This is a genomic window from Agromyces sp. NPDC056389 (assembly GCF_042262385.1).
GTDB lineage: Bacteria > Actinomycetota > Actinomycetes > Actinomycetales > Microbacteriaceae > Agromyces.
Window position 1 is genome coordinate 688,813 of the sequence record NZ_JBHJPN010000001.1, and the last position, 22,109, is coordinate 710,921.

Below are 22,109 nucleotides of genomic sequence, written 5' to 3' on the forward strand. Positions count from 1 at the left end.
TCGCGGAGCGGATGGCGCGGCCTTCGTCAGCTCGCCTTCGCCTCGCGCTCGTCGCGGACCCGCTGTCCGACGACGGCGGACACCCCGTCCTGCCGCATCGAGACGCCGTAGAGCGCGTCGGCGATCTCCATCGTTCGCTTCTGGTGCGTGATCACGATGAGCTGGGAGTCGTCGCGCAGGGACTCCATGGTCGTGAGTAGACGTCCGAGGTTCGCATCGTCGAGCGCCGCCTCCACCTCGTCCATGATGTAGAACGGGCTGGGGCGGGCCTTGAAGATCGCGATGAGCAACGCCACCGCGGCGAGCGAGCGCTCACCGCCCGAGAGCAGCGAGAGGCGCTCGATCTTCTTGCCCGCGGGCTTGACGCTCACCTCGATGCCCGTCGTGAGCATGTTCTCGGGGTCGGTGAGGGTGATGCTGCCGACGCCGCCCGGGAAGAGCACGGGGAAGACCTCGGCGAACGCCGCCTGGGTGTCGTCGAAGGCACTGCGGAAGATCGACTCCATCTTGCCGTCGATCTCCTCGATGATCGTCAGGAGGTCCTTGCGGGTGTTGGCGAGATCGGTGAGCTGCTCGGTGAGGAAGAGGTGGCGCTGCTCGAGCGCCGCGAACTCCTCGAGGGCGAGCGGGTTGACGCGGCCGAGCTGGGTGAACTTGCGCTCGGCCTGCGCGAGGCGGCGCTGCTGCTCCTCGCGGCGGAACGGGCGGGGCTCGCCATCCTCCTCCTCGGCCGGGATGAGCTGCTCGGGCCCGTACTCGTCGACCAGCACGTCCTCGGTGAGCCCGAGCTCCGACTCGGCGCGCTCGACGAGGCCTGCGACGTGGAGCTTCTTCTCGTAGATGCGCAGCTCGAGGCCGTGCACGTCTTCGGTCACCGACTGCAGTCGCTCCCGCACGGCGGCCTCTTCACGGCGCACCGCCTGCAGCTCCTCGTTGCGACTCGCGCGTTCGGCCTCGGCACGGCCGAGCGCCACGCGCGCTTCGGCGACGGATGCATCGACGGAGGCGAGCGCCTCGGGCAGCACGTCGGCGACTCGCGTGGCCGCCTCGAGCTGCGCCCGACGGATCACGGCGCGGCGCGCGGCATCCGCTGCTGCCTGCCGTTCCGCCTCGAACTGGGCCTCCATGGCGCGGATGCGGGCCTCTTCGGCGCGCACTCGCTCCTTCGCCGTCTCGAGTCGCAGCTTCGCCTCGACCTCGGCCTCGCGGGCCGCCTCGAGCGCGGCGAGCGCACCGTCGCGGGCGGCCGTCTCGAGCACCGGTCGCGGTTCGGCACGGGCGGCCTCGAGCGCGGCCTTGGCTTCGGCCCCGAGCTGTTCGGCCTCGGCGACGCGCTCCTCGGCGAGCGCCGCAGCCTGCCGCAGGCGTTCGGAGTCGGCATCGGCGGCCTCGGCCTGCACGCGTGCGCGGTTCAGCCGTTCGGTGCGCTGGGCGAGCTGCGCGTCGAATTCGCGGAGCGCCGCGAGGGCTCGCTTCGACTGCTCCTTCGACTGCTCGACGATCTGGCGCTGCTCGGTGAGCTCGAAGCGGGCGCGCTCGATCTCGGCGCGCACCTCCTCGAGGCGGGCGGCGGCGCGATCGCGTTCGGCGATGAGCTCGATGCGGCTCTGCTTGCGGCCCGAGCCGCCGCGCAGCACGTAGCGGCCGACGACCGTGCCGTCCTTCGTGATGACCGTCGCCGGGCTCGCGCGCCTCGCGAGTGCAGCTTCGGCCTCGCGCGCTGCGGCGAGATCGTCGGCGATGAGCACCTCGGCGAGGAGGCCGAGCACGCCGGCGGGCGCGCTGACGACCTCGGATGCCGCGATGAGCCCCGCGACCGGTGCGGCCGCCGTCGGCTCGGTGCCGGCGTCGGCGAGCGCCAGGGCGACGCGACCGAGTTCGCCCCGCTCGGCGTGCTCGAGGGCGCGGTAGGCAGCAGCCCGATCGTCGACGAGCACTGCGTCGCTCAGGGAGCCGAGTGCTGCGGCGATGGCGGGTTCGTAGCCGGGCTCGACCTGCAGCGCCTCGGCGAGGAGGCCGCGCACCCCGCTGACGCCGGCCGTGACGAGCGCCGCCGAGCCGTCCTTCTGGTCGAGGGCGAGCGAGAGCGCCTGGGTACGGGCGCCGAGGGCGCCGTGTTCGCGCTCGCGACCGTGCAGCGCCTCGCGGATGCGCTCGATCTCGGCCTCGGCCTCGAAGACGGCCGCCTGGGCGAGCTCGTACGCCTCGTCGAGGTCGGTCTCCGCGGTCTCGCCGTTGTCGGCCTCGGCCTCGGCCGCGACGAGCGCGGTGGCCGCCGAGGCGCGACGCTCGGCCGAGGCCGCGAGGGCGTTCTCGTGGCGCAGCACCTCACCGCGCACGGCGGCGAGCTTCGACGCCGCCGTGTCGGCCTGGCCGGTGAGCTTGGAGAGTTCGAGGTCGTATGCGGAGACGAGCGCGCTCTGCCGGGCGATGCCCTCGTCGACGGTGTCGAGCTCACCGCGGCGGCGCATGGTCGCCTCGTGCGCATCGTCGAGAGCGGATGCCGCGGTGCCGACGCCGTCGCGGATGCCGGCGAGCTCCGCCACGGCCTCGTCGATCATCGCGCGGGTCACGCTCGGCGAGACATCCGTCTGCTCTGCTGCGCTGCCGAGCAGTGCGATGCGCTGCCGGGCGAGCGAATCGAGCGAGCGGAGGCTCCCCTGCGCCTGCTCGAGCGCGAAGGTCGTCGATCGCGCACGGTCGACGGCATCGCCGATCTGCGCCTGCTCGAGCCGGGTGACCTTGGCCTGGTGCTGCTCCAGCTGGTCTTGCAGCACGAGTCGCTCGGCGTGGCGCTCGTGCTCGCTCTTGCCGTGTTCGTCGAGGGCGCGGCGGAGGCCGACGACCTCGTCGGCGAGCAGCCGCGCCTTGGCGTCGCGCACGACCGCGGCGATCGTCGCCGCTTCTCTGGCGACCTCGGCCTGTCGGCCCAGCGGCTTCAGCTGGCGCCGGATCTCGCCCGCGAGATCGGAGAGACGGGTCAGGTTCGCCTGCATGGCGTCGAGCTTGCGAAGCGTCTTCTCCTTGCGGCGACGGTGCTTCAGGATGCCTGCGGCCTCCTCGATGAAGCCGCGGCGGTCTTCGGGGGTCGCCCGCAGCACCTGGTCGAGCTGCCCCTGGCCGACGATGACGTGCATCTCGCGGCCGAGGCCGGAATCGCTCAGCAGCTCCTGCACGTCGAGCAGGCGGCAGTTGTCGCCGTTGATCGCGTACTCGCTCGTACCGTTTCGGAACAGCGTGCGCGAGATCGTCACCTCGGTGTACTCGATCGGCAGCGCGCCGTCGCTGTTGTCGATCGTCAGGCTCACCTCGGCACGCCCGAGCGGGCCGCGGGTCGAGGTGCCCGCGAAGATGACGTCCTCCATCTTGCCGCCGCGGAGGGTCTTCGCACCCTGCTCGCCCATCACCCAGGCGAGGGCGTCGACGACGTTGGACTTGCCGGAACCGTTCGGCCCGACGATGCAGGTGACGCCCGGTTCGAACGCGAACGTCGTCGGCTGTGCGAAGGACTTGAAGCCCTTGAGCGTCAGGCTCTTCAGGTACACGTCCCACCCTCTCCTGGTCGCGAGAACGCTGGGGTCTACGGTATCCGAGGATCGAGCCCCCGCCGCGCACGCGCGCCGCCCGACGTGCGATCCGATCTTGTCGCCGGGAGACGCTGCCGATATCCTGATCGGCTGCCCGCGCTGACACGGGCCGGAGAGTGCAGTCACCAGATGAGCGTCGACATCCGCCGGATCCCGGTGCCCGCCTCACTCGGAAACACCGGTGCCGCCGACTTCGAGGCGTTCGCCGCGTTCGCCGAGGCGTTGGTGATCGAAGTGCACGGCACCGACGAGCTCAGCTTCGGTGCCGACGAGCTGCTCGTGTTCTACCGCGATGAGCGGTACGTCCGGCGACGCGCGTTCGGCGCGTGGGACGACGACCGGTTGATCGGCGTCGCGAACGTGACCTGGGAGCTCGACCCCGACGCGACCACCGCCTTCTCGACCGTCTTCGGGGTCGCACCCGAGTTGCGGCGTCGAGGCATCGGCAGTCGTCTGCTCGCAGAGATCGAGCGCACCGCACGCGACGCAGGCAGGCCGGCGCTCGTGCTTCGTGCCGACCACCGCATCGACGATGGCGAATCCGGGGTCGAACGGCTCGGCGCTCCGCAGGGCGATGCGAGCATCCCCGCCGATGAGCCGGCCGCCCGCTTCGCGCTCGCCCACGGGTACGCGCTCGGCCAACTCGACCGGATGAGTGCGATGGCCGTGACGGGCAGGGCTGGCGAGTTCCGCGAGCGCCTCGCGCGCCAGGAATCGGCTTCGCCCGGCTACCGGCTCGTGACGTGGCACGACCGAACGCCCGAAGACCTGGTGGAAGCCATGGCGCATGCACGCGAGCGGATGTCAGTTGACGCGCCGAGCGCCGGGATCTACGAGCAGGAGGCCTGGGACGCCGACCGGATCCGATCGGAGGATCAGGACGCGCTCGATGCCGGCCGCAGCACGATCATCACGGCCGCGATCGCCGACGACGACGCGGTGGCCGGGTACACCCAGTTCGCCCTCGCACCGCGCAAGCGGGTCGCCTTCCAGGACGACACGCTCGTGCTCGCCGACCACCGCGGCCACGGCCTCGGCATGCGCATGAAGCTCGCGAATCTGGTCGAACTCGGTCGCACCGCCCCCGATCGCGAACGCGTCATCACGTGGAATGCCGATGAGAACGCGCACATGCTCGCAATCAACGTCGCCCTCGGTTTCGAGGTCGTCGCGATGGATTCGTCGTGGGCGAAGGGCTGACAGGAGGAGGCATGACCGCCGTGGAGATCCGTCGCGTACGCGTGCCGTCCACGCTCGGCACGCCCGAGGCGGCGGAATTCGAGGCCTGCGCGGCACTCGGCTTCGAGCTCGAGCGGGCGAACTGGGGCCACGACCACTTCGCGGAGAGCGCGGCGGAGATGCTCGGGCGGCACCGCAACGACACCCACCGCGGGCACGCGCTCTTCGGCGCATGGGACGGCGACACGATGGTCGGGAGGGCGGGGCTCGGTTGGGAGCGGGACCCGGAGGCCGTCACGGTCGAGTTCACCCTCGGCGTGCTCCCGCGGCACCGCAGGCGGGGCATCGGGTCGGCGCTGCTCACGGCGACGGAGAACGCGGCTCGCGACCTCCGTCGCGGAACCGTCGTCGGGTACTCCGACCACCCCGACGCCGAGGGCGACGACGATGCGCCGACGCTGCACGCACCCGACGGCGATGCTGGGCTCCCGGCATCCGTCGCCGCCGCCGGCTTCGCCTCGGTGCACGGCTACGCGCTCGCTCAGCTCGAACGCGTGAGCACCCTCGACCTGGCCGGCCGTGTCGGCCGCTTCCGCCGAGAGCTCACGGCACGGACGGCACGTGCGAACGCCGGCGGCTATCGAATCGAATGCTGGACCGATCGCGCTCCGGGTCGCCTCGTCGACGCCTATGCGGCGGCACGCGAGCGCATGGTGCTCGACGTTCCGGCGGGCGGCGTCACGATCGACGAGGAGCGCTGGGATGCCGCCCGAGTGCGCGAGCACGAATCCGAGTCGCTCGAGGGCGACGCGAGTCTGCTCGTGGCCGCCGCTGTGACCGGCACCGGCACGATCGCCGGATACACGGAACTCGAACTCCCCCGCGGACGCGAGGTCGCGTACCAGTCCGACACGCTCGTCGTCGGCGCCCACCGCGGCAACGGGCTCGGCATGCTCGTGAAGCTCGCGAATCTGGTGCGGCTGGCCGAGACCGCGCCCGCGCGCACCGTCGTCTACACCTGGAACGCCGACGAGAACGAGCACATGCTTGCGATCAACATCGCGCTGGGATTCCGCCGCTGCGGCCTCGAGGCCGTCTGGCAGCGCGGGCTTCCACGGCCGGGCCGTCAGACGGGCTGAACCCGAGCGGCACCGTACCGCGCCACGATCGTCTGCACGGCTTCGTCGACCACGTTCCGCGTCTCGTGATCGTTGAGCGACCAACCGCCGTGGATGAGGCGTGGCCAGAAGACGACGGTGGAGATCATGCCGAGGAACTGCGCTGCCGCGGCATCCGGATCGTCGATGCGCGCCGATCCGGCGGCGTCCTCGGCCCGGAGGTATCGTCCCAGCGCCGCGAACACGGGCAGCGTGCCGAAGTCGAAGGTGCGCTCCCGCAACTCGGGGAATCGGTGCGACTCGCCGATCAGGGTGCGGATCAACTGCTCCATGCGGGGGCGGTTCAGCAGTTCCACGTATGCGGAGCCCAGGGCGGTCAGACCCGCGCCGAGATCGCCGGTCGGCGGGTCGACGACGGCTCCGGCCGGTGCTCCGCCGGCCTCGAGGACCATCGCCTCGAAGAGCTCTGCCTTCGTCGGGAACTGCTTGAACAGGGTCGCCTTGGAGACCCCCGCGCGCTCGGCCACGCGCGTGAGCGAGGTGCGGTCGTAGCCGTTCTCGAGGAACAGGGCGGTGGCCGCGTCGATGATGGCCGCGCGGTTCGTGGCGGCGATCCGGCGGTGATACGCGGAGAGTTCGCGGGGCATGGATCCAGTATGCCAGAGAGGCGAGTCGCTTGACTCATGACTCGGTGGTTGGTAACTTCGCCAGTGGTGAGCCAAGTGACTCACCTCAAGCAAAGGAGCTGAAATGGGCAAGCTCATCTATTCGATGATCACCTCGCTCGACGGGTACGCCAAGGCGGCCGAGGGCGACCTCGGCAACGGAGCCGAAGACGAAGAGGTGCACACGTTCATCGGCGACGCCTTTCGCAACGTCGGCACCTTCCTCTACGGCAGGCGCATGTACGAGACGATGGTCTTCTGGGAGACCGTCGATGCCCGGGCCGACGTGCCGCCGTACATCGTGCAGTACGCCGACGAATGGAAGGCGGCGGAGAAGATCGTGTACTCCACGACGCTCGAGACGGTGTCGAGCGCGAAGACCAGAATCGAGCGCACGTTCGACCCCGATGCCGTCCGCAGGCTGAAGGCGGAATCCGACCACGACCTCAGCGTCGACGGGCCGAATCTCGCAGCCCAGGCGATCGCGGCCGGACTCGTGGACGAGTACCACCTCTTCATCACCTCGAGCGTGGTCGGTGGCGGCACCCGGTTCTTCCCCGACGGCGTGCGTCTGGATCTCGAGCTGTTCGCGCAACGAGCCTTCGACAACGGACTGATCTATGCGGGCTACCGCACCCGGTGACGTTCGGGTTGCGCGGCGGCCCTCACGGCATCACCGCAACCGCTGGCACCTGGGGCAGAAGTGCGAACCGCGGTTCATGAACTGCTCGCGCACCATCGGTGTGCCGCAGCGCGGGCAGGGCTTGCCTGCGCGCCCGTAGGCGTTCAGCGAGTGCTCGAAGTACCCGGATGCCCCGTTGACGTTCACGTACTGGGCATCGAAGCTCGTGCCGCCCTCGGCGAGCGCCTTGCCGAGCACTTCGCGCACGGAGCCGAGGAGCTCGCGAGCGCGCCGGCTCGAGAGCGACGACGCCGGCTGCTCGCCGTGCAGCCGCACGGCCCAAAGCGACTCGTCGGCGTAGATGTTGCCGATGCCGCTGACGACCCCCTGATCGAGCAGCACGCGCTTGATCGCCGTGCCGCGCTTCGCGAGCGCCGCGAGGAATGCTCGATCGGAGAACGCGGGGTCGAGCGGGTCGCGCGCGATGTGGGCGACCTGGGCGGGAACCTGCCGCGCCCACTCCCCCGTGACGCCGTCGGAGAAGCCGCCGATCTCGCCGTCGGACGTCGGCACCAGGCGATCGATCGCGAGGGAACCGAAGATGCGCTGGTCGACGAAGTCGACGCGGAGCTCCCCGTGCTCGGGATGCTCGAGGTGCAGCCGCACGCGGGCATGCGCGTCGTCGCCGGGATGGTCGGGCGTGCGCAGCAGCATCTGCCCGCTCATTCCGAGATGGCCGACGACCGCCCGGCCACCGCCGACCCACCGTTCATCAGCCGAGAGCGGCAGCCAGAGGAACTTGCCACGGCGCACGGCCGCCTCGATGCGGGCGCCCGTCAGCAGCGTCTCGAAATCACCGGATGCCGCGTCATGCCGTTTCAGCGAACGCGGCTCGAGCACCTCGACCGCCGCCACGACGGCGCCGGTGACGGCTGGTGCGAGTCCGGCCCGTACCACCTCGACCTCGGGCAGCTCCGGCACGTCAGGCTGGGTTCAGCAGGGTCCAGGCCTCGAGCGCAGCGGCCATCTCGGCCTGCTTCTTGCTCGACCCCTCGCCCGACGCCTCGACGAGGTCGCCGACGGTGACCGTGGCGACGAAGTGCTTGTTGTGGTCGGGTCCGCTCTCCGCGACGGTGTAGACCGGCGCCGTGGCTCCGCGACGTGCCGCGATCTCCTGCAGGCTCGTCTTCGGGTCCATGGCGGCGCCGAAGCGCGCAGGGTCCTTCATGAGCGGCGCGACGAGACGCAGCACGAGCTCAGTGGCGGTGTCGCCGCCGGCGTCGAGGTACACGGCTCCGATGATCGCCTCGACCGTGTCGGCGAGGATCGACGGCTTGTCTGCGCCGCCGGTCATGGTCTCGCCCCTGCCGAGCCGGATGAATCGGCCGACGCCGATCGCACGACCGACCTCGGCCAGCGCCACACTCGACACGAGGCTCGCCCGCCGCTTCGCGAGCTCCCCTTCGTCGAGGTCGGGGTGGTCGCGGAACAGCTTGACCGTCACGGCCTGCCCGAGAATCGAATCGCCGAGGAACTCGAGGCGTTCGTTGGTCGGGATGCCGCCGTTCTCGTACGCGAACGACCGGTGCGTGAGCGCGAGCTGGAGCAGGGCGGGATCGATCGAGATCTGCAGGCGTTGCTGCAGTTCCTCGATCGCGTGATCCACTGCCCCGTTGAGCTCCGTTCGCGTCACGACCGGTCGTTCGGGTATCTGGGGCCGACTAGACGTCGGCGACCTTGCGGCCCTTGTACTCGAGGAAGAGCGGGGTGCCCGCCGAGTCCTCGACGACCTTGGCACGGTGAGGAAGGCTGTAGGTGACCTTGCCGTTCTCGACCGTCTTGACCAGGGTGGGGACCTCGGCCTTCCACTGCGCGCGGCGCATGTGGGTTCGGGCGCGTGACTTCTTCCGCTTCGGAACAGCCATGACTATCTCTCTTCTCTCTGCTGGTCGGCGCCGGATGCGTCATCCGGGCCGCTGTCTTCGGAAGCCTGGAACCCTGCGAGCGCGGACCATCGTGGATCGCTGTGCTCAGGGGTAACGAGTTCCGGATGATCGGCCAGTCGGAGCCCGGTCTCGAGGTCGAGTCCCGGGCAATCCGGTCGGCACACCGGCTGGAACGGCAGTGCCAGCACTACCGCATCTCGGATGAGTGGTTCAAGATCCACGTGGTCGTCTTGAACCTCATACTCGATGGCTTCCCCAGAATGATACCCGAAGAGTTCTTGGAACTCGACTTGGACGGGCAGCGCGATGTCGATCAGGCATCGCCCGCACTCCCCTTCGGCCACTGCGTCGACCTCTGCGGTGACGAGGATGCCCTCGTGCACCGACTCGAGACGGACGTCGATATCGAGCTCGGACCCGGCCCGGACGGCGACGAGCCCCTCGCCCATCTGGTCGCCGGCGGCGACGGAGAAGGGGTGCTCGCGCATCTCACCGGGACGGTTGACGAGGTCGCGGACGTTCACGCGGAACGGCGAATACTTGATGGCCACGATCGACGAGTCTACGCGCCGAGGGATGGGCGTTCGCCGAACGCCCGGCGTGCGGCGTCGAAGAGCGATCGCGGGGCCAGCATCGCCCGCGCGCGCACCGCCGGCGTGGCATCGGAGAGCAGCGCCCCCCGCACGTTCGCGACATCCCGGAGCAGATCGGTCGCCGACGACGGCGAGGAGCCATCGGGACCGTATCGTTCGCGTTCGACGGCGTCGCGGAGTTCGAACAGGGCGACCCTGGCCTCGCCCGCGCTGAACGCCGCACGATCGGCGACCGCGGCTGCGAACGCACGGGCCGTCTCCGCGTCGTCGCCGCCGGCCCCGAGATCGCGTGCCGTCGCGATGACCTCGTCCCACGCGGCATCCGCCGGCCGCTCGCCCTTCGCCACGCGGCGGCGGCGCGTCCAGCGCTGGCCGAGGCGCAGCATCGCCGGCAGGAGCAGCACGAACAGCGCGATGAGCGCCACCGGCAGTCCGCGCTGCCACCACGCGTCGGCCGCCGCGGCACCGCCGGCCTGCCCGGCGAGCCCACGGTCGGGGTCGAGTTCGGGGCGGCCGCTCTCACCCGGGGTGACGGGCGCCGTGCTCGGTGCCGCGGCGCCGGTGCCGTCGCCCGCCCCCGGCCGCGAATAGTCGGGCACCGTTCCGCGACCCGGCGTCGGTTCGAACGGCACCCACCCGACGCCCTCGAAGTAGAGCTCGGGCCACGAGTGGAGGTCGTGCGAGTCGACTTCGACCCGCTGCACGCCGTCGACGCGCTCCTGCGTCGGCGATCCCTGCGTGTACCCGAGCGAGATGCGCGAGGGGATGCCGATCTCGCGTGCGAGCACCGCCATCGTCGACGCGAAGTGCACGCAGTAGCCCGACTTGCTCTCGAGGAACTGCGCGATCACGTCGAAGCCGCCGCCATCGTAGCCCTCGGCGACCGGAGCCTCGGTCGAGTAGTCGAACTGGGAGGAACGGAGGAAGGACTGGATCGCCACGGCTGCGTCGTAGCGGGAGGCGGTACCGGCGGTCACCGCTGCGGCCGTCTCGGCGATGATCGGCGGCATCTCTTCGGGCAACGCGAGATTGCCCTCGAGCTCGGCGGGCACCTCGGTGCTCGCGTCGCGCAGTTGCGCGACCGTGGGATCCACCTCGAGTCGTGTGGCCCGGTAGCGCTGCCCACCCGTGTTCGTGTCGACGCTGCGCACCGAGAGCGAGCCCTCGTCCCAGAACCAGGAACCGCTCAGCCCCTCGACGCGCGCCGTCGGATACGGAACGGGGAGCCACGTCGTGCGCACCTCGTCGATGATCACCTCGATGGGATGCTCCGCGGTCTCGACCTCGTCGGAGAGCCCCTCGGGCCTCGGCATCGCGTCGACCGTGTTGTCGCCGTCGACGGCCGCGTCGCTGGCCCCCCAGACCTCGCCCTCGAACTCGTCGAGCGTGAGCAGCGTGAAGTACGGGCGGTCGGCGTCGCGCGCGAAGTAGTGGAACGCAGGTCGCGCCTCGGGCCGCCGGAGGTCGCGTCCGAGGTCGATGAACGGGCTGATGCCGCGCCCGAACAGCGTGCCCTGGCTCGGCGACCCGAGCAGCAGGCTCGATGAGATGCTCGGTGTCGATGCGGCCAGGATCGACGCGGTGAGGAGGCCGACCGCGGCGAGGCCGAGCGATGCGCCCAGGGTCGAGACGATGGGCACCCGGTTCGGCGGCACGATCGTCGCAGCGTCGTCGCCCTCCGCGCCGGCCGCGAGGCGCGCACGTCGCCGTACCCGGACGTCGATCCTGAGCAGGAGCAGGTAGGCCGCGGCGGTGAGCACGAGGGCGGGGGCCTCGGCGCCCGCCTCGATGATGAAGCCCGGCACGACGACGGGCACGAGCGCGGGCACCGCAGCGAGCGCCGGCACCCTGAGGGTCTGCACGAGCACGTCGACGACGAAGGCGAGCAGCCCGATGCCGAGCGCGAGCGCGAACAGGAGCGGAGGCACGGGGATGGCCGGCACCGACTGCTGCTCGATCGTGCGCTGGGCGCCCGACATGAGGTCGCCGAAGACCTCGAAGGTGCCCTGGGTCGGGATGACGAGCGCGATGCTCGTGGCTCCGCCGAACACGAGCGTCAGGAGGGCGAGGAGCACCACGAGCTCGAGTACGGGTACGAGGGAGGCCGGGGTGCGCAGGGCGCGCAGGCCCGTGCCGGCGAACAGCACGCCGCCCGCGATGAACGCGCACAGCCACCACCAACCGCTGCCCGCGATGAGTGGGCCGAGCGCCATCGCCGCGGTCGCGAGCAACAGGAAGGACGCCGCGGTCAGCGCGAGCCGCTGCGCACGTGACAGGGGAACCGGGTCAGGGCGCATCGTGCGCTCCGGGTTCGGCAGCGGGGCGACGCGGGCCGGTACCACGAGGCGCCGCGGGTTGCGGGCGGGTCGTCCCGGACCACGCCGCCGCCATCTCGGCGGCCCTGCGCACCCGCACGACCCGCCAGTCGGCCTTCTCGAGCAGCTCGACGATGCCGCCGGACACCCCTTCGGTGGCGAACGCCACGGCGGGTTCGATGCTCGATCGCAGCGCGACGAGCGAGCGGGCGTCGTGTTCGTCGGGATCGACGAGCACGGCGAAGCCCGGCATGCGGGCGTCACGACCACGCGACCCCCCGGCATGCGCCCCGGCGGTCGGCTGCGTGCGAGCGCCTGCGGAACCGGAAGGACTCTCGAGGCGCGCGAGATCTTCGAGCAGGAGCCGATCGCCGCCGGGCATGCGGTAGCCGGCGCCCGACTCGCCTGAAGCGAGACCCCGCTCGGGGTCGTCGAGGCGATCGCAGCGGACGCGGTACCCGTGTTCGAGCAGGTGCATGCCGATCGACGCCGCAACCTCGACGCCGAGCTCGAAGCCGAAATGCGGCCCGTCGTCGCCGTCACGACGATGGATTGCCTGCTTCGCCCGCCCGGCGAGCGCCGTGTCGAGGATGATGCGCGCCTCGGGGTCGCCGCGCTGCTCCTCCTCTCGCACCATGAGCTCGCCGCGACGGGCGGTCGCCGCCCAGTTCACCCGGCGCAGCGGGTCGCCGTAGCGGTACTCGCGGGCGATGAGCTCGTCGGAGTTCGGGTGGGTGCGCAGCTGCAGTCCGTTGAGCACCCCGTCGACGCTCGCCGCCGATCCGAGCGCGGTGTCGAGCGGCGTGACCCTCGGGGTGACCACGACCTCGTGGGCGGTGCCGACATCGCGATCGACCCGGGCGAGGCCGAACGGGTCCGCGATGCCGACGCGGAGCGGGCCGATCGGGTAGACGCCGCGTCGCGGCATGCGGAGGCGGTACTCGACGCGCACCGTGTCGTCGCCCGAGGGCAGCATCGATTCGTACGGACCCATCGCCGGCAGGATCGCCTCGGGTGCCGCCGTGAGCGCCGTCGGCACGCCGTCGCGCCAGTGCGCCCCGTCGAATGTGCGGCGTGAGCGGTTCTTGATGACGAGCGCCACCCCGGTCGAGCCGCCGGCCTCGACGACCGGTGGCGCGAACCTGCGCGTGACGGCGAGGCTCGGCTTGCGCAGCGCCACGAAGAGTGCGGCCACGGCCGGCATGGCGATGCCGACGAACGCGAGCACGAGCACGTCGCGTGAATCGAACCAGAGCGAGACGGCGAGCAGCAGGACCCCGACGATGACGAGCGTGGCACCCCGGCGAGTGAGTCGCGGCCAGGTCGCGATTCGAGCGGAGCGGGGGTGCCACATGTCAGTTCCTTCGCGCGCTGCCGACCGGAACCGGCGTCTCCCCCACGATGCGGCGCACGATGGCGTCGATGAGCGGCCCGCTGTCGCGGTCGTGCGCCCCGACCGCTCGACTCGTGGGCACGAGACGGTGCGCGAGCACCGGCACGGCGAGCGCGTCGACGTCGTCGGGCAGCACGAAGTCGCGGCCGTGCATCGCCGCGTGCGCCTTCGCGGCGCGAATGAGCTGGAGCGTGGCCCGCGGGCTCGCACCGAGCCGCAGCTGACGGTCTTCGCGCGTCGCGCGCGCCAGGTCGACGGCGTACTCCTTGACGGGCTGCGACGTGAACACGTGCTGCACCGCCTCGATCATGCCGCGCAGCTCGTCGAGGTCGACGACGGGCTCCAGCGTGTCGAGCGGGCTCGACGTCTCTCGGGTGGAGAGCATCGCCAGCTCGTCGGCCGATGAGGGGTAGCCCATCGAGATGCGCGCCATGAACCGGTCGCGCTGGGCCTCGGGCAGCGGATAGGTGCCCTCCATCTCGACGGGATTCTGCGTGGCCATGACGGTGAACGGCGGCTCGAGGCGGTAGGTCGTGCCGTCGGCGGTGACCTGGCGCTCCTCCATGCACTCGAGCAGCGCCGACTGGGTCTTCGGGCTCGCGCGGTTGATCTCGTCGCCGATCACGATGTTCGCGAACACCGGCCCGCGCTTGAATTCGAAGCGCCGGCTCGCCTGGTCGAAGACCGAGACGCCGGTGACGTCGCTCGGCAGCAGGTCGGGCGTGAACTGGATGCGGCTGACGGTCGCGTCGACCGAGCGGGCCAGGGTCTTCGCGAGCATCGTCTTGCCGACACCGGGCACGTCTTCGATGAGGAGGTGGCCTTCGGCGAGCAGCACGGTGAGTGCGCTCGTGACGGCCTCGCGCTTGCCCGCGATGACCGCCTCGACGTTCTGCACGATGGCGGCCGCGCGCGCACCGACCTCGTCGATGCCCATCTGCGCCGCAACGGCGGTGGTCTCGGTCATGGCGTCATCGCCGCCTGGAGGTACTCGGCCACCGCGGTCGGCACGTAGGGTGCGACGTCGCCGCCGAGCGCCGAGACCTGTCGCACGAGCGAGCTCGAGACGTGGGCGTTCGCCGGGTCGGGCAGGAGGAACACGGTCTCGACCCCCGCGAGGTGACGGTTGACGATCGCCATGGGCGTCTCGTATGCGACGTCGAGCTGCGAGCGCACGCCCTTCACGAGCACCGAGGCGCCGACATCGGTGCAGTAGTCGACGAGGAGTCCCATGCTCCATGACGCCACGACGATGCGCCCGCGGATGCCGGCTTCGGCGATCGATCGCTCGATGAGCGAGACCCGCTGCGCGATCGGCAGGAGGGCGGACTTGTCGGGGTTGTGCACGACGACGACGTGCAACTCGTCGTAGAGCCCCGCCGCCCGCTCGATGACGTCGAGATGGCCGAGCGTGACGGGGTCGAACGATCCTGGGACGACGGCGATCCGCTGCATACGCAACAGCGTACTGCCCGCGAAGCCTCGCGCGAGGGGCTGTGGAGAGTCTCAGCCCTTGCTCAGGTATCCGCTCGTCTCCTCGTCGAGACGGCGGCGCACCGCGGCCGCGAGCGCGGGATGCGATGCGAGTCCGTCGCCGCCCTCGAGCACCTCGTGCGCCATCTCGCGCGCCTCGGCGATGAGGTCGCCGTCGCGGGCGACCTTCAGCAGCTTCAACGACGAGCGCCCGCCCGATTGCACGGCGCCGAGCACGTCGCCCTCCTGCCGCAGCTCGAGGTCGGCCTGGGCGAGCTCGAAGCCGTCGAGGGTCGCGGCGACGGCCTCGACGCGCTGCAGGGCGAGCGACCCGGGCACGGCGGAGGTCACGAGCAGGCAGAGGCCCGGCACCGAGCCCCGGCCGACCCTGCCGCGAAGCTGGTGCAGCTGCGAGACGCCGAACCGGTCGGCGTCGACGACGACCATGGCGCTTGCGTTCGGCACGTCGACGCCGACCTCGATGACCGTGGTCGCGACGAGCACGTCGATCTCGCCGGCCGAGAAGGCGCGCATCGCCGCATCCTTCTCCTCGGCCGACATCCGACCGTGCAATGGCGCGATGCGCGTCTCGGCGAAGCGCGGGTGGGCGCGGAGCTCCGCGAGCACGGCGACGACGGATGCCACGGGCGCCGCGGCATCCGTCTGGCCCTCGCCGTCGGCCGACACGACTCCTGCTGCTCCGGCCGGCCCCTCGTCTTCGACGACCTTCGCCTCGATGGCGGGGCACACGACGAACGCCTGCCGGCCGAGCGCGAGCTCTTCGGCGAGCCGCTCCCAGATGCGCGGACGCCAGGTCGGCCGGATCGCGAGCGGCACCACCTGGGACGTGATGCCTGCGCGGCCGGCCGGGAGCTCGCGGATCGTCGACACGTCGAGGTCGCCGAACACCGTCATCGCGACGGTGCGCGGGATCGGCGTGGCCGTGAGCACGAGCACGTGCGGAGGACTCTGCCCCTTGAGCCGCAGCGCCTCGCGCTGCTCGACGCCGAAGCGGTGCTGCTCGTCGACGACGACGAGGCCGAGATCGGCGAACGAGACGTTGTCACCGAGCAGCGCGTGCGTGCCCACCACGATGCGGGACTGGCCCGCTGCAGCGCGCAGGAGGGCCTTCTTGCGCTCGGCGAGGGGCAATTGACCCGTGAGGAGGGTCGGCATGAGTTCGGCCGCGAGATCGGGCCCGAGCATCTTCGCGATCGAACGCAGGTGCTGGCCGGCGAGCACCTCGGTCGGTGCCAGGAGCGCCGATTGACCGCCCGAGTCGGCGACGGCGAGCATCGCACGGAGCGCGACGACGGTCTTGCCCGAGCCGACCTCGCCCTGCACGAGCCGGTTCATCGGCACGGGCTCGCCGAGGTCGTGCGCGATCTCGCCGCCCACGTCGATCTGGTCGCCGGTGAGCGTGAACGGCAGTGCGGCGTCGAACCGCTCGAGCAGGCCGCCGGGCACGGGCGTTCGCGCGACGGTCGTGTGCGTGCGGAGTTCGGCGCGGCGCTCGAGCAGTGCGGTCTGCAGCACGAAGGCCTCGGTGAAGCGCAGCGTGCCGCGGGCCCGCTTCCAGTCACCGTCGCGCACGGGCCGGTGCACGAGTTCGAGCGCCTCGCGGTGGGCGAGGAGCGACTTCGCCGCGCGTACCGAGTCGGGCAGCGGGTCGTCGAGCGGGGCGAGGCCGTCGAGCACGAGTTCGACGGCCTTCGCGATCTGCCAGCTCGCGAGCGTGCTCGTCGCGGGGTAGATCGGGATCGGGGCTTCGGCCCACCGCTTGGCCGCCGCATCACCGGCTTCGAGTGGCGTGGCGTCGTCGAAGAGCTCGTAGTCGGGGTGGGCGAGCTGGCGCTGACCCTTGTAGTCGCTCACCTTGCCCGCGAAGATCCCGCGTCGGCCCGGCCGCAGGTCTGCGGCGCGCCAGCGCTGGTTGAAGAACGTGAGCGTGAGCACGCCGGTGCCATCCGTGATCTTCGCCTCGACGATCGACCCGCGGCGGGCGCGCATCGACCGTTCGCCGACCTCGATCACCTCGGCGATGATCGTGATGTTCTCGTCGAGCGGGAGCGTCGCGAGCGCGGTGAGCTCGCCTCGCATGGCGTAGCGCCGCGGGTAGTGGGCGAGGAGATCGCCGACGGTGCGGTGTCCGAAGCCGCGCTCGAACGCTTGCGCCGTGCGGCCGCCGAGCGCCCCCGACAAGCGGGAATCGAGGGTGAACGAGCCGGGTGGGATCTCGCCGCCCGTCGTCGCTTCGCGCCCCTCGGTCATGGCTCGATCGTAGGCTCCGCCTCCGTCAGCGCGGCGAGCTCCGCCTGCACGTACGGGTCGTTCGGGCGGGCGACTGCGAGCTCCTGCTGCATCGCGAGCGCCTCGTCGGTGCGTCCGAGGCTGCGCAGGCACCTCGCGACCGACCAGCGGGCGACGTGTCGCTGCTCGGCCGTGCCATAGCTGTCAGCAGCCACGACGGCCTGCTCGAAGTGCGAGAGCGCCGCCTCGGCCCTGCCGCCGTCGTGCATGGTCCAGCCGAGGTTGTTGTGCAGGGCCACGCCCCAGCGCAGCTGGCGTGCGTCCCGCACGCCGTCGAGCACGTCGAACCCCTCGGCCGCCCATTCCTCCTCGTGTCCGGCGTCGTTCAGCGCCAGCATGTGCAGGGCGTCGAGCACGAGGAATGTCGATCCGGCGAGCGCCGCCTCGCGCACGCCGCGGGTCAGCTCGGGCACCGCGTCGGCAGGGCGCCCGGCGGATGCCGCGAGGCGGCCCCGCTCGATCGCCACGCGTGCCCGGAGCTCTGCGGCGTCCTTGCCGCCGTCACCGGCGGGAACGCCCGTCGCCACGTCGTCGAGCACGGCGAGCGACTCGTCGATGCGGCCCTGGATGCCGAGCGCCCTGGCGAGCTGCGTCGCCATCACGGCGCGCAGGTGCGCGGAGTTGCCGTCGTCGTCGGCGGCCTCCCTGAACCGCTCCTCGCTGGCAGCCGGGTCCCCGAAGTCCCAGAGTCGGTCGATCATCTGCTGTTCGGCGCCGCGGTGTCGGGACGGTTCGGCGGGCACCTGGTCGGTCGAGTCATCCACCCTCCCATCATGGCAGCGCCGAGAGCCCCTCATGGCAGCGCCGAGAGGTCGCCCGTTATGCTCGCCTGAGCATGACCCGCATCATCGCCGGATTCGCCGGCTCACTCACCCTCCGGGTGCCGCGTTCCGGCACCCGTCCCACGAGCGACCGCGTGCGCGAGGCGATCTTCTCCGCACTCGAGGCGCGAGATGCCCTCGACGGCGCACGCGTGCTCGACCTGTATGCCGGTTCGGGCGCGCTCGGGCTCGAAGCCGCGAGCCGCGGCGCGACCGACGTCGTGCTCGTCGAACGCGCCAAGCCCGCCGCCGACGTGTGCCGTGCCAACGCAGATGCCCTGCTGAAGGCGGCGAGGGGCGGGCATCGACCGCACCTCCGCGTGGCCGTGCGTCCGGTGGCCGCCTACCTCGAGACCGCCGCAGCCGGCGTCGACCTCGCGTTCATCGACCCGCCGTACGACCTCGACGAGGCCGCGCTCGCGCGCGACCTCGAGTTGCTCGCGCCGCTGCTGGCGCCCGACGCCGTGGTGATGGTGGAACGGAGCTCCCGCTCCCCCGAGCCCGCATGGCCCGACGGCATCGAGCCCGAACGTCGCCGCGACTACGGCGAGACGACGCTCTGGTGGGCCACCACGGCTCAGCCCGTGCGCCCGTCCCATCCCGAGTAGGGATCCCACCCGGCCGAGTCGATCGCGACGCCGTCGACGAAGAGCCGGCCCTCGGCATCGGTCACGTGCCCGATGCGTTCGAACGGTTCGGGCAGGAGAGCGCCCGGCGGGAACGTCGCGAGCAGTCCGTGGTCTTCGCCGCCCGCGAGGGCGAGCCGGGTGTCGGGCCCGAGCGCCGCGGCCGAGAAGTCGATGCCGACACCGCTCGACAGGGCGATGCGACGCGCGTCGCGGGCGAGCCCGTCGGACACGTCCAGCATCGATGTCGCTCCGGACACGGCTGCCGCGACTCCGGCGGAGACGGGGGGCGACGGCGCCAGCTGCGCGGCGATGAGGCCGGGGTGGCGGGCGCGCAGCTCGTCGGCCGCGTCGGGGTCGGGTTCGCCCGAGGCATCCGTCGCCTCGTCGAAGAGCAGGGCGAGACCGCGGGCGGCGTCGCCTCGAGCACCGGCATGGGCGACGACGTCGCCCGGGCGGGCGCCGCTGCGGGTCACCGGCGGCCGCCCCTCGAGGTCGCCGAACGCCGTCACGGCGATCGTCAGCACCGCGGAGGCGGTGAGATCACCGCCGACGACCCCGGCGCCCGGCGCGAGGGCGGCGAGGCACTCGCGGAGCCCGTCGGCGATGCCCTCGAGCACCGAGGCGTCGAGCGACGGCGGGGCCGCGATGGCGACGACGAGCGCGGTCGGCCGGGCTCCCATCGCCGCGACGTCCGTCAGGTTGGTGGCCGCGGCCTTCCAGCCGAGCTCGAACGGCGTCGACCAGGCGAGCCGGAAGTCGGGGCCGTGCACCATGAGGTCGGTCGTCACGACGAACCGCCCGTCGGCCGCGGCGACCACGGCGGCATCGTCGCCGGGGCCGAGCAGTGCCGCGTGCGCCGGACGCAGCCGCGGCAGGATGAGCGCCAGCGCGGCATCCTCGCCGAGTTCGCCGACGGTTCGGTGCTGGGATGCGGGGGCGGCGCGCTCGGGCTCGTGCATGCCTTTCACGCTAGCGTCCCCGTCCTCAGCAGTTGGGCCGGCAGGCCCGCTGCGAGAGCGCGTCGGTGAGCACCACGCTCAGGTCCTCGGGGCGGGCGGCCGAGAATGCGGCTCCTCCCGTCGCCTCGGCGATCCGCCGCATGGCGTCGAGATCGGTGTCGGGCCCGATGCCGACGAGCGTCACCGGCACGGGCCTGGCCGGGTCGTTCAGCGCCGCGAGCTCGGCGAGCAGCTGCTCCCCCGAGATGCCGTTCTCGTCCTCGTTGCGGCCGTCGGTCAAGAGCAGCACCGAGTTGACCTTCTCGGGGTCGTACTGCTCGCGCACGCTCTGCACGGCCGCGAGCGTCGTGTCGTAGAGGCCGGTGGCGCCGCCGAGGCGCGCCGGCAACGAGGCGATCACGTCGGTCACGAGCTGCTTGTGCGCATCGTTCGAGAGCCGGTCGATCGGCGCGAGCGACTCCCAGTCCTGCGCACCGGCGCGCAGCGTCGAGAAGCCCCAGACGCCGAGGTCGACCTGACCCGAGAACTGCGCGAGCGTCGTCGCGGCCGCCTGCTGCAGCACGTCGATGCGGCGCTGCCCCGACACGGTCGGCTCCTCCATGGATCCCGACAGGTCGATGACCGTCAAGATGCGAGAGCGCACGCTCACGACGCCCCAGGTGCGCAGGATCGCCACCTGAGCGGATGCCGCGGCCGAACTCACCTCGACGGGTGCCTCGACCACGCCGTCCTGTTCGAGCTCGCCGCCGCCTCGGCCGTCGCGGAACCCGTCGGTCGCGAAGCGGTCCTTCGCCTTCCAGAGCGCGATCTTCAGCGCGCTGAGCTCGTGGGCGCGGCTCGCGAGCTCGACCGCCTGTGGGTCGGATTCGTCGGAATCGCCGTCGCGCAGGTGCTTCGCGAGCTCGCTCTCGTCGAGCAGTCGCAGGAACGGATAGCTGAGGGCGAGGCTGCCGTCGCTCGGGTAGAGCGCGAGCAGCGGCTCGGCGCCCGCCTTGCGGTTGTGCAGCGCGAGCTGCTGCTCGCTCGCGATCGCCACGGTGCCCGGCGCCTTGACGCTGAGCGCGGCGAACGCGGCATCCGCATTCGCCGGAACCTCGCCGTTCAACCGGAACATCGCGTTCTGGAACTGCCTCGGCTGGGTGATGTCGGCCCGGCTCTCGAGCGACTGGAGCGCATTCAGGCTCGCCGAGGACGCCTCGGGGTCGGCAAGCAGCGCCGGGAACTCGTCGTTCAGCAGGCCCTTCCAGCTGAGCTCACGACCGGCGAACTCCTCGGCCCGGCTCACGGGCGCCGCGAAGACCACCGGACTCGTCGCGATCGACCGCTCGAGCGCGATGTCGGGTACCGGGCGCCCCAGCGAACGCGCCATGCTCGACATCCGCACGAGCCAGACCGGGGAATCGGGGATCCATGCGTCGACCTCGGTCGCGTTGCCGGAGGCGAGCACGGCCGCCGTGTCTGCGGACTCCTGGGCGAGCACCTCGGTTCGCGAGCACGCGGCCTCGGTCGCGTCGTACTCGGCGGCGACGGCCTGCACGGTCGCCGCGATCGCCCGATCGGCGACGACGGTCAGCTCGACCGGCGTCGTGCACTCGGGCACCGGGTCGATCCAGTCGTCGAGTCCGCCCGTCGCCCATGCGGTGCCGACCGCGCCGACCCCGCCGACGAGGGCGATGACGGCGATCGCCGCGGCGAGGACCGTGGTCGTCCGGCGCCGGCGTTTCCGGCTCTGCTCGCGTTCGCTTCGACGACTCATCGTGCTCCATTGCTCGGCGGTGAGCGCTCTCGATCAGCGCTCGGGAATGCCGCGATGCTCGTCAGGGGTTTCGACGGCGGGGTGCACCGCTTGCATTGGTAAGCAATCATTACATCCGGAGCGGTTCGTCGCACTCCCGAGTTGCCGACGGCTCGCTCGACGGGCGGCGCCCAGCTTTCCGACGACGCAGTCGCGATAGCCTGATCGGGATGCCTGATTCACCCGCCCTCACCCGGTCCCGCCCGGGAATCCGCGCGCTCACCGCCGTCGTCGCCGTGGCCGCATCGGTGCTCGTGTTCACCGGCTGCAGCCAGGCCGTGCCGATCGAGACGGCGCCGCTCGCGAGCGATCCCGCCTGTGCGGCCGTCGTCGTGCGGCTGCCCGACGCACTCGCGAAGGACACCGAGGCCGAGCAGCAGCAGCGCGAGACCAACGCCCAGGGCACGGGCGCGTGGGGCGAACCGGCATCCGTCATCCTGCGCTGCGGCGCCGAGGCGCCCGGCCCGACGACCGATCGCTGCGTCAGCGTCAACGGCGTCGACTGGGTCATCGACGAGTCGCAGAAGCCGAACTACCTGTTCACCACGTACGGGCGCTCGCCGGCCGTCGAGGTGCTCGTCGACAACGACGTCGTCTCCGGCACGACCGTCATCACCGAACTCGCGTCGGCGGTCTCGGTGATCCCGGCCGACGGCGGCTGCACGACGCTCGACGAGACGTTCGACGACACGTCGGGCTGACGG

Annotated in this window: 19 protein-coding genes; 5 read left to right on the plus strand and 14 right to left on the minus strand. The window is 71.5% G+C overall.

Annotated features, from left to right (window positions below; all coding sequences use genetic code 11):
- Positions 1-26 precede the first annotated feature (26 nt).
- On the minus strand, positions 27-3,545 hold the full coding sequence (gene smc / locus ACFCVM_RS03325) for a chromosome segregation protein SMC (RefSeq protein ID WP_375833816.1): 3,519 nt from the start codon (positions 3,543-3,545) through the stop codon (positions 27-29).
- Between the two features lie 171 nt (positions 3,546-3,716).
- Here smc and ACFCVM_RS03330 point away from each other — a divergent pair, with 171 nt between their 5' ends.
- The gene (locus tag ACFCVM_RS03330; protein WP_375833819.1) at positions 3,717-4,787 is read left to right on the plus strand and encodes a GNAT family N-acetyltransferase; all 1,071 of its coding nucleotides are present in this window, start codon (positions 3,717-3,719) and stop codon (positions 4,785-4,787) included.
- A gap of 11 nt (positions 4,788-4,798) precedes the next feature.
- Positions 4,799-5,905, plus strand: coding sequence for a GNAT family N-acetyltransferase (locus ACFCVM_RS03335; RefSeq protein WP_375833821.1), 1,107 nt, complete (start codon positions 4,799-4,801; stop codon positions 5,903-5,905).
- Here ACFCVM_RS03335 and ACFCVM_RS03340 read toward each other — a convergent pair.
- Entirely contained in the window at positions 5,893-6,531 is a 639-nt protein-coding gene (locus ACFCVM_RS03340) for a TetR/AcrR family transcriptional regulator (protein ID WP_375833824.1), read from the minus strand. The genes ACFCVM_RS03335 and ACFCVM_RS03340 overlap by 13 nt on opposite strands.
- 103 nt (positions 6,532-6,634) lie before the next feature.
- Between ACFCVM_RS03340 and ACFCVM_RS03345 the strand changes: the two genes are divergently transcribed.
- On the plus strand, positions 6,635-7,192 hold the full coding sequence (locus tag ACFCVM_RS03345; protein ID WP_375833827.1) for a dihydrofolate reductase family protein: 558 nt from the start codon (positions 6,635-6,637) through the stop codon (positions 7,190-7,192).
- A gap of 30 nt (positions 7,193-7,222) precedes the next feature.
- Here the strand turns inward: ACFCVM_RS03345 and mutM are convergent, their stop codons facing one another.
- The 10 genes from mutM to ACFCVM_RS03395 are packed head-to-tail and all read right to left on the minus strand — an operon-like array spanning position 7,223 to position 17,965.
- Entirely contained in the window at positions 7,223-8,152 is a 930-nt protein-coding gene (gene mutM / locus ACFCVM_RS03350) for a bifunctional DNA-formamidopyrimidine glycosylase/DNA-(apurinic or apyrimidinic site) lyase (RefSeq protein WP_375833829.1), read from the minus strand.
- A 1-nt stretch (position 8,153) separates the two neighbouring features.
- Complete coding sequence (rnc, locus tag ACFCVM_RS03355; RefSeq protein ID WP_375836642.1) at positions 8,154-8,837, minus strand: ribonuclease III; 684 nt, start codon at positions 8,835-8,837, stop codon at positions 8,154-8,156.
- Between the two features lie 55 nt (positions 8,838-8,892).
- Entirely contained in the window at positions 8,893-9,096 is a 204-nt protein-coding gene (gene rpmF / locus ACFCVM_RS03360) for a 50S ribosomal protein L32 (protein ID WP_022891802.1), read from the minus strand.
- Positions 9,097-9,098: 2 nt separating this feature from the next.
- Positions 9,099-9,668 (minus strand): DUF177 domain-containing protein, encoded by a 570-nt coding sequence (locus ACFCVM_RS03365; protein WP_375833832.1) that lies wholly within the window; start codon positions 9,666-9,668, stop codon positions 9,099-9,101.
- A gap of 11 nt (positions 9,669-9,679) precedes the next feature.
- Complete coding sequence (locus tag ACFCVM_RS03370) at positions 9,680-12,007, minus strand: transglutaminaseTgpA domain-containing protein (protein WP_375833835.1); 2,328 nt, start codon at positions 12,005-12,007, stop codon at positions 9,680-9,682.
- A complete protein-coding gene (locus tag ACFCVM_RS03375) occupies positions 11,997-13,379 on the minus strand; it encodes a DUF58 domain-containing protein (RefSeq protein ID WP_375833838.1) in 1,383 nt (460 codons plus the stop codon). Before ACFCVM_RS03375 ends, ACFCVM_RS03370 begins: the two co-directional genes overlap by 11 nt.
- Before the next feature lies 1 nt (position 13,380).
- A complete protein-coding gene (locus ACFCVM_RS03380) occupies positions 13,381-14,355 on the minus strand; it encodes an AAA family ATPase (RefSeq protein WP_375836644.1) in 975 nt (324 codons plus the stop codon).
- Positions 14,356-14,381: 26 nt separating this feature from the next.
- Positions 14,382-14,873, minus strand: coding sequence for a pantetheine-phosphate adenylyltransferase (coaD, locus tag ACFCVM_RS03385; RefSeq protein WP_375833841.1), 492 nt, complete (start codon positions 14,871-14,873; stop codon positions 14,382-14,384).
- 51 nt (positions 14,874-14,924) lie between these two features.
- Entirely contained in the window at positions 14,925-17,162 is a 2,238-nt protein-coding gene (locus tag ACFCVM_RS03390; protein WP_375833844.1) for an ATP-dependent DNA helicase RecG, read from the minus strand.
- Positions 17,159-17,965: a tetratricopeptide repeat protein gene (locus ACFCVM_RS03395; RefSeq protein WP_375833846.1), complete on the minus strand. Its 807-nt coding sequence runs from the start codon at positions 17,963-17,965 to the stop codon at positions 17,159-17,161. Before ACFCVM_RS03395 ends, ACFCVM_RS03390 begins: the two co-directional genes overlap by 4 nt.
- Before the next feature lie 71 nt (positions 17,966-18,036).
- Here ACFCVM_RS03395 and ACFCVM_RS03400 point away from each other — a divergent pair, with 71 nt between their 5' ends.
- Entirely contained in the window at positions 18,037-18,630 is a 594-nt protein-coding gene (locus tag ACFCVM_RS03400; RefSeq protein ID WP_375833849.1) for an RsmD family RNA methyltransferase, read from the plus strand.
- On the opposite strand, the gene thiL is transcribed toward ACFCVM_RS03400, so the two are convergent.
- Together thiL and ACFCVM_RS03410 are read right to left on the minus strand one after the other, a co-directional pair.
- A complete protein-coding gene (thiL, locus tag ACFCVM_RS03405; RefSeq protein ID WP_375833851.1) occupies positions 18,600-19,610 on the minus strand; it encodes a thiamine-phosphate kinase in 1,011 nt (336 codons plus the stop codon). The two genes, ACFCVM_RS03400 and thiL, sit on opposite strands and share 31 nt — an antisense overlap.
- 25 nt (positions 19,611-19,635) lie before the next feature.
- Positions 19,636-21,366, minus strand: coding sequence for a VWA domain-containing protein (locus tag ACFCVM_RS03410; protein ID WP_375833853.1), 1,731 nt, complete (start codon positions 21,364-21,366; stop codon positions 19,636-19,638).
- 209 nt (positions 21,367-21,575) lie between these two features.
- Here ACFCVM_RS03410 and ACFCVM_RS03415 point away from each other — a divergent pair, with 209 nt between their 5' ends.
- Positions 21,576-22,106, plus strand: a complete 531-nt coding sequence (locus ACFCVM_RS03415; protein WP_375833856.1) for a DUF3515 domain-containing protein — start codon at positions 21,576-21,578, stop codon at positions 22,104-22,106.
- The last annotated feature ends 3 nt before the right edge of the window (positions 22,107-22,109 follow it).

Coding starts and splice junctions, on each gene's coding strand:
- ACFCVM_RS03330 (WP_375833819.1), top strand. CDS start 3,717: ATGAGCGTCGACATCCGCCGGATCCCGGTGCCCGCCTCACTCGGAAAC.
- ACFCVM_RS03335 (WP_375833821.1), top strand. CDS start 4,799: ATGACCGCCGTGGAGATCCGTCGCGTACGCGTGCCGTCCACGCTCGGC.
- ACFCVM_RS03340 (WP_375833824.1), bottom strand. CDS start 6,531: ATGCCCCGCGAACTCTCCGCGTATCACCGCCGGATCGCCGCCACGAAC.
- ACFCVM_RS03345 (WP_375833827.1), top strand. CDS start 6,635: ATGGGCAAGCTCATCTATTCGATGATCACCTCGCTCGACGGGTACGCC.
- rpmF (WP_022891802.1), bottom strand. CDS start 9,096: ATGGCTGTTCCGAAGCGGAAGAAGTCACGCGCCCGAACCCACATGCGC.
- ACFCVM_RS03370 (WP_375833835.1), bottom strand. CDS start 12,007: ATGCGCCCTGACCCGGTTCCCCTGTCACGTGCGCAGCGGCTCGCGCTG.
- ACFCVM_RS03375 (WP_375833838.1), bottom strand. CDS start 13,379: ATGTGGCACCCCCGCTCCGCTCGAATCGCGACCTGGCCGCGACTCACT.
- ACFCVM_RS03380 (WP_375836644.1), bottom strand. CDS start 14,355: ATGGGCATCGACGAGGTCGGTGCGCGCGCGGCCGCCATCGTGCAGAAC.
- coaD (WP_375833841.1), bottom strand. CDS start 14,873: ATGCAGCGGATCGCCGTCGTCCCAGGATCGTTCGACCCCGTCACGCTC.
- ACFCVM_RS03390 (WP_375833844.1), bottom strand. CDS start 17,162: ATGACCGAGGGGCGCGAAGCGACGACGGGCGGCGAGATCCCACCCGGC.
- ACFCVM_RS03400 (WP_375833849.1), top strand. CDS start 18,037: ATGACCCGCATCATCGCCGGATTCGCCGGCTCACTCACCCTCCGGGTG.
- thiL (WP_375833851.1), bottom strand. CDS start 19,610: ATGCACGAGCCCGAGCGCGCCGCCCCCGCATCCCAGCACCGAACCGTC.
- ACFCVM_RS03410 (WP_375833853.1), bottom strand. CDS start 21,366: ATGAGTCGTCGAAGCGAACGCGAGCAGAGCCGGAAACGCCGGCGCCGG.
- ACFCVM_RS03415 (WP_375833856.1), top strand. CDS start 21,576: ATGCCTGATTCACCCGCCCTCACCCGGTCCCGCCCGGGAATCCGCGCG.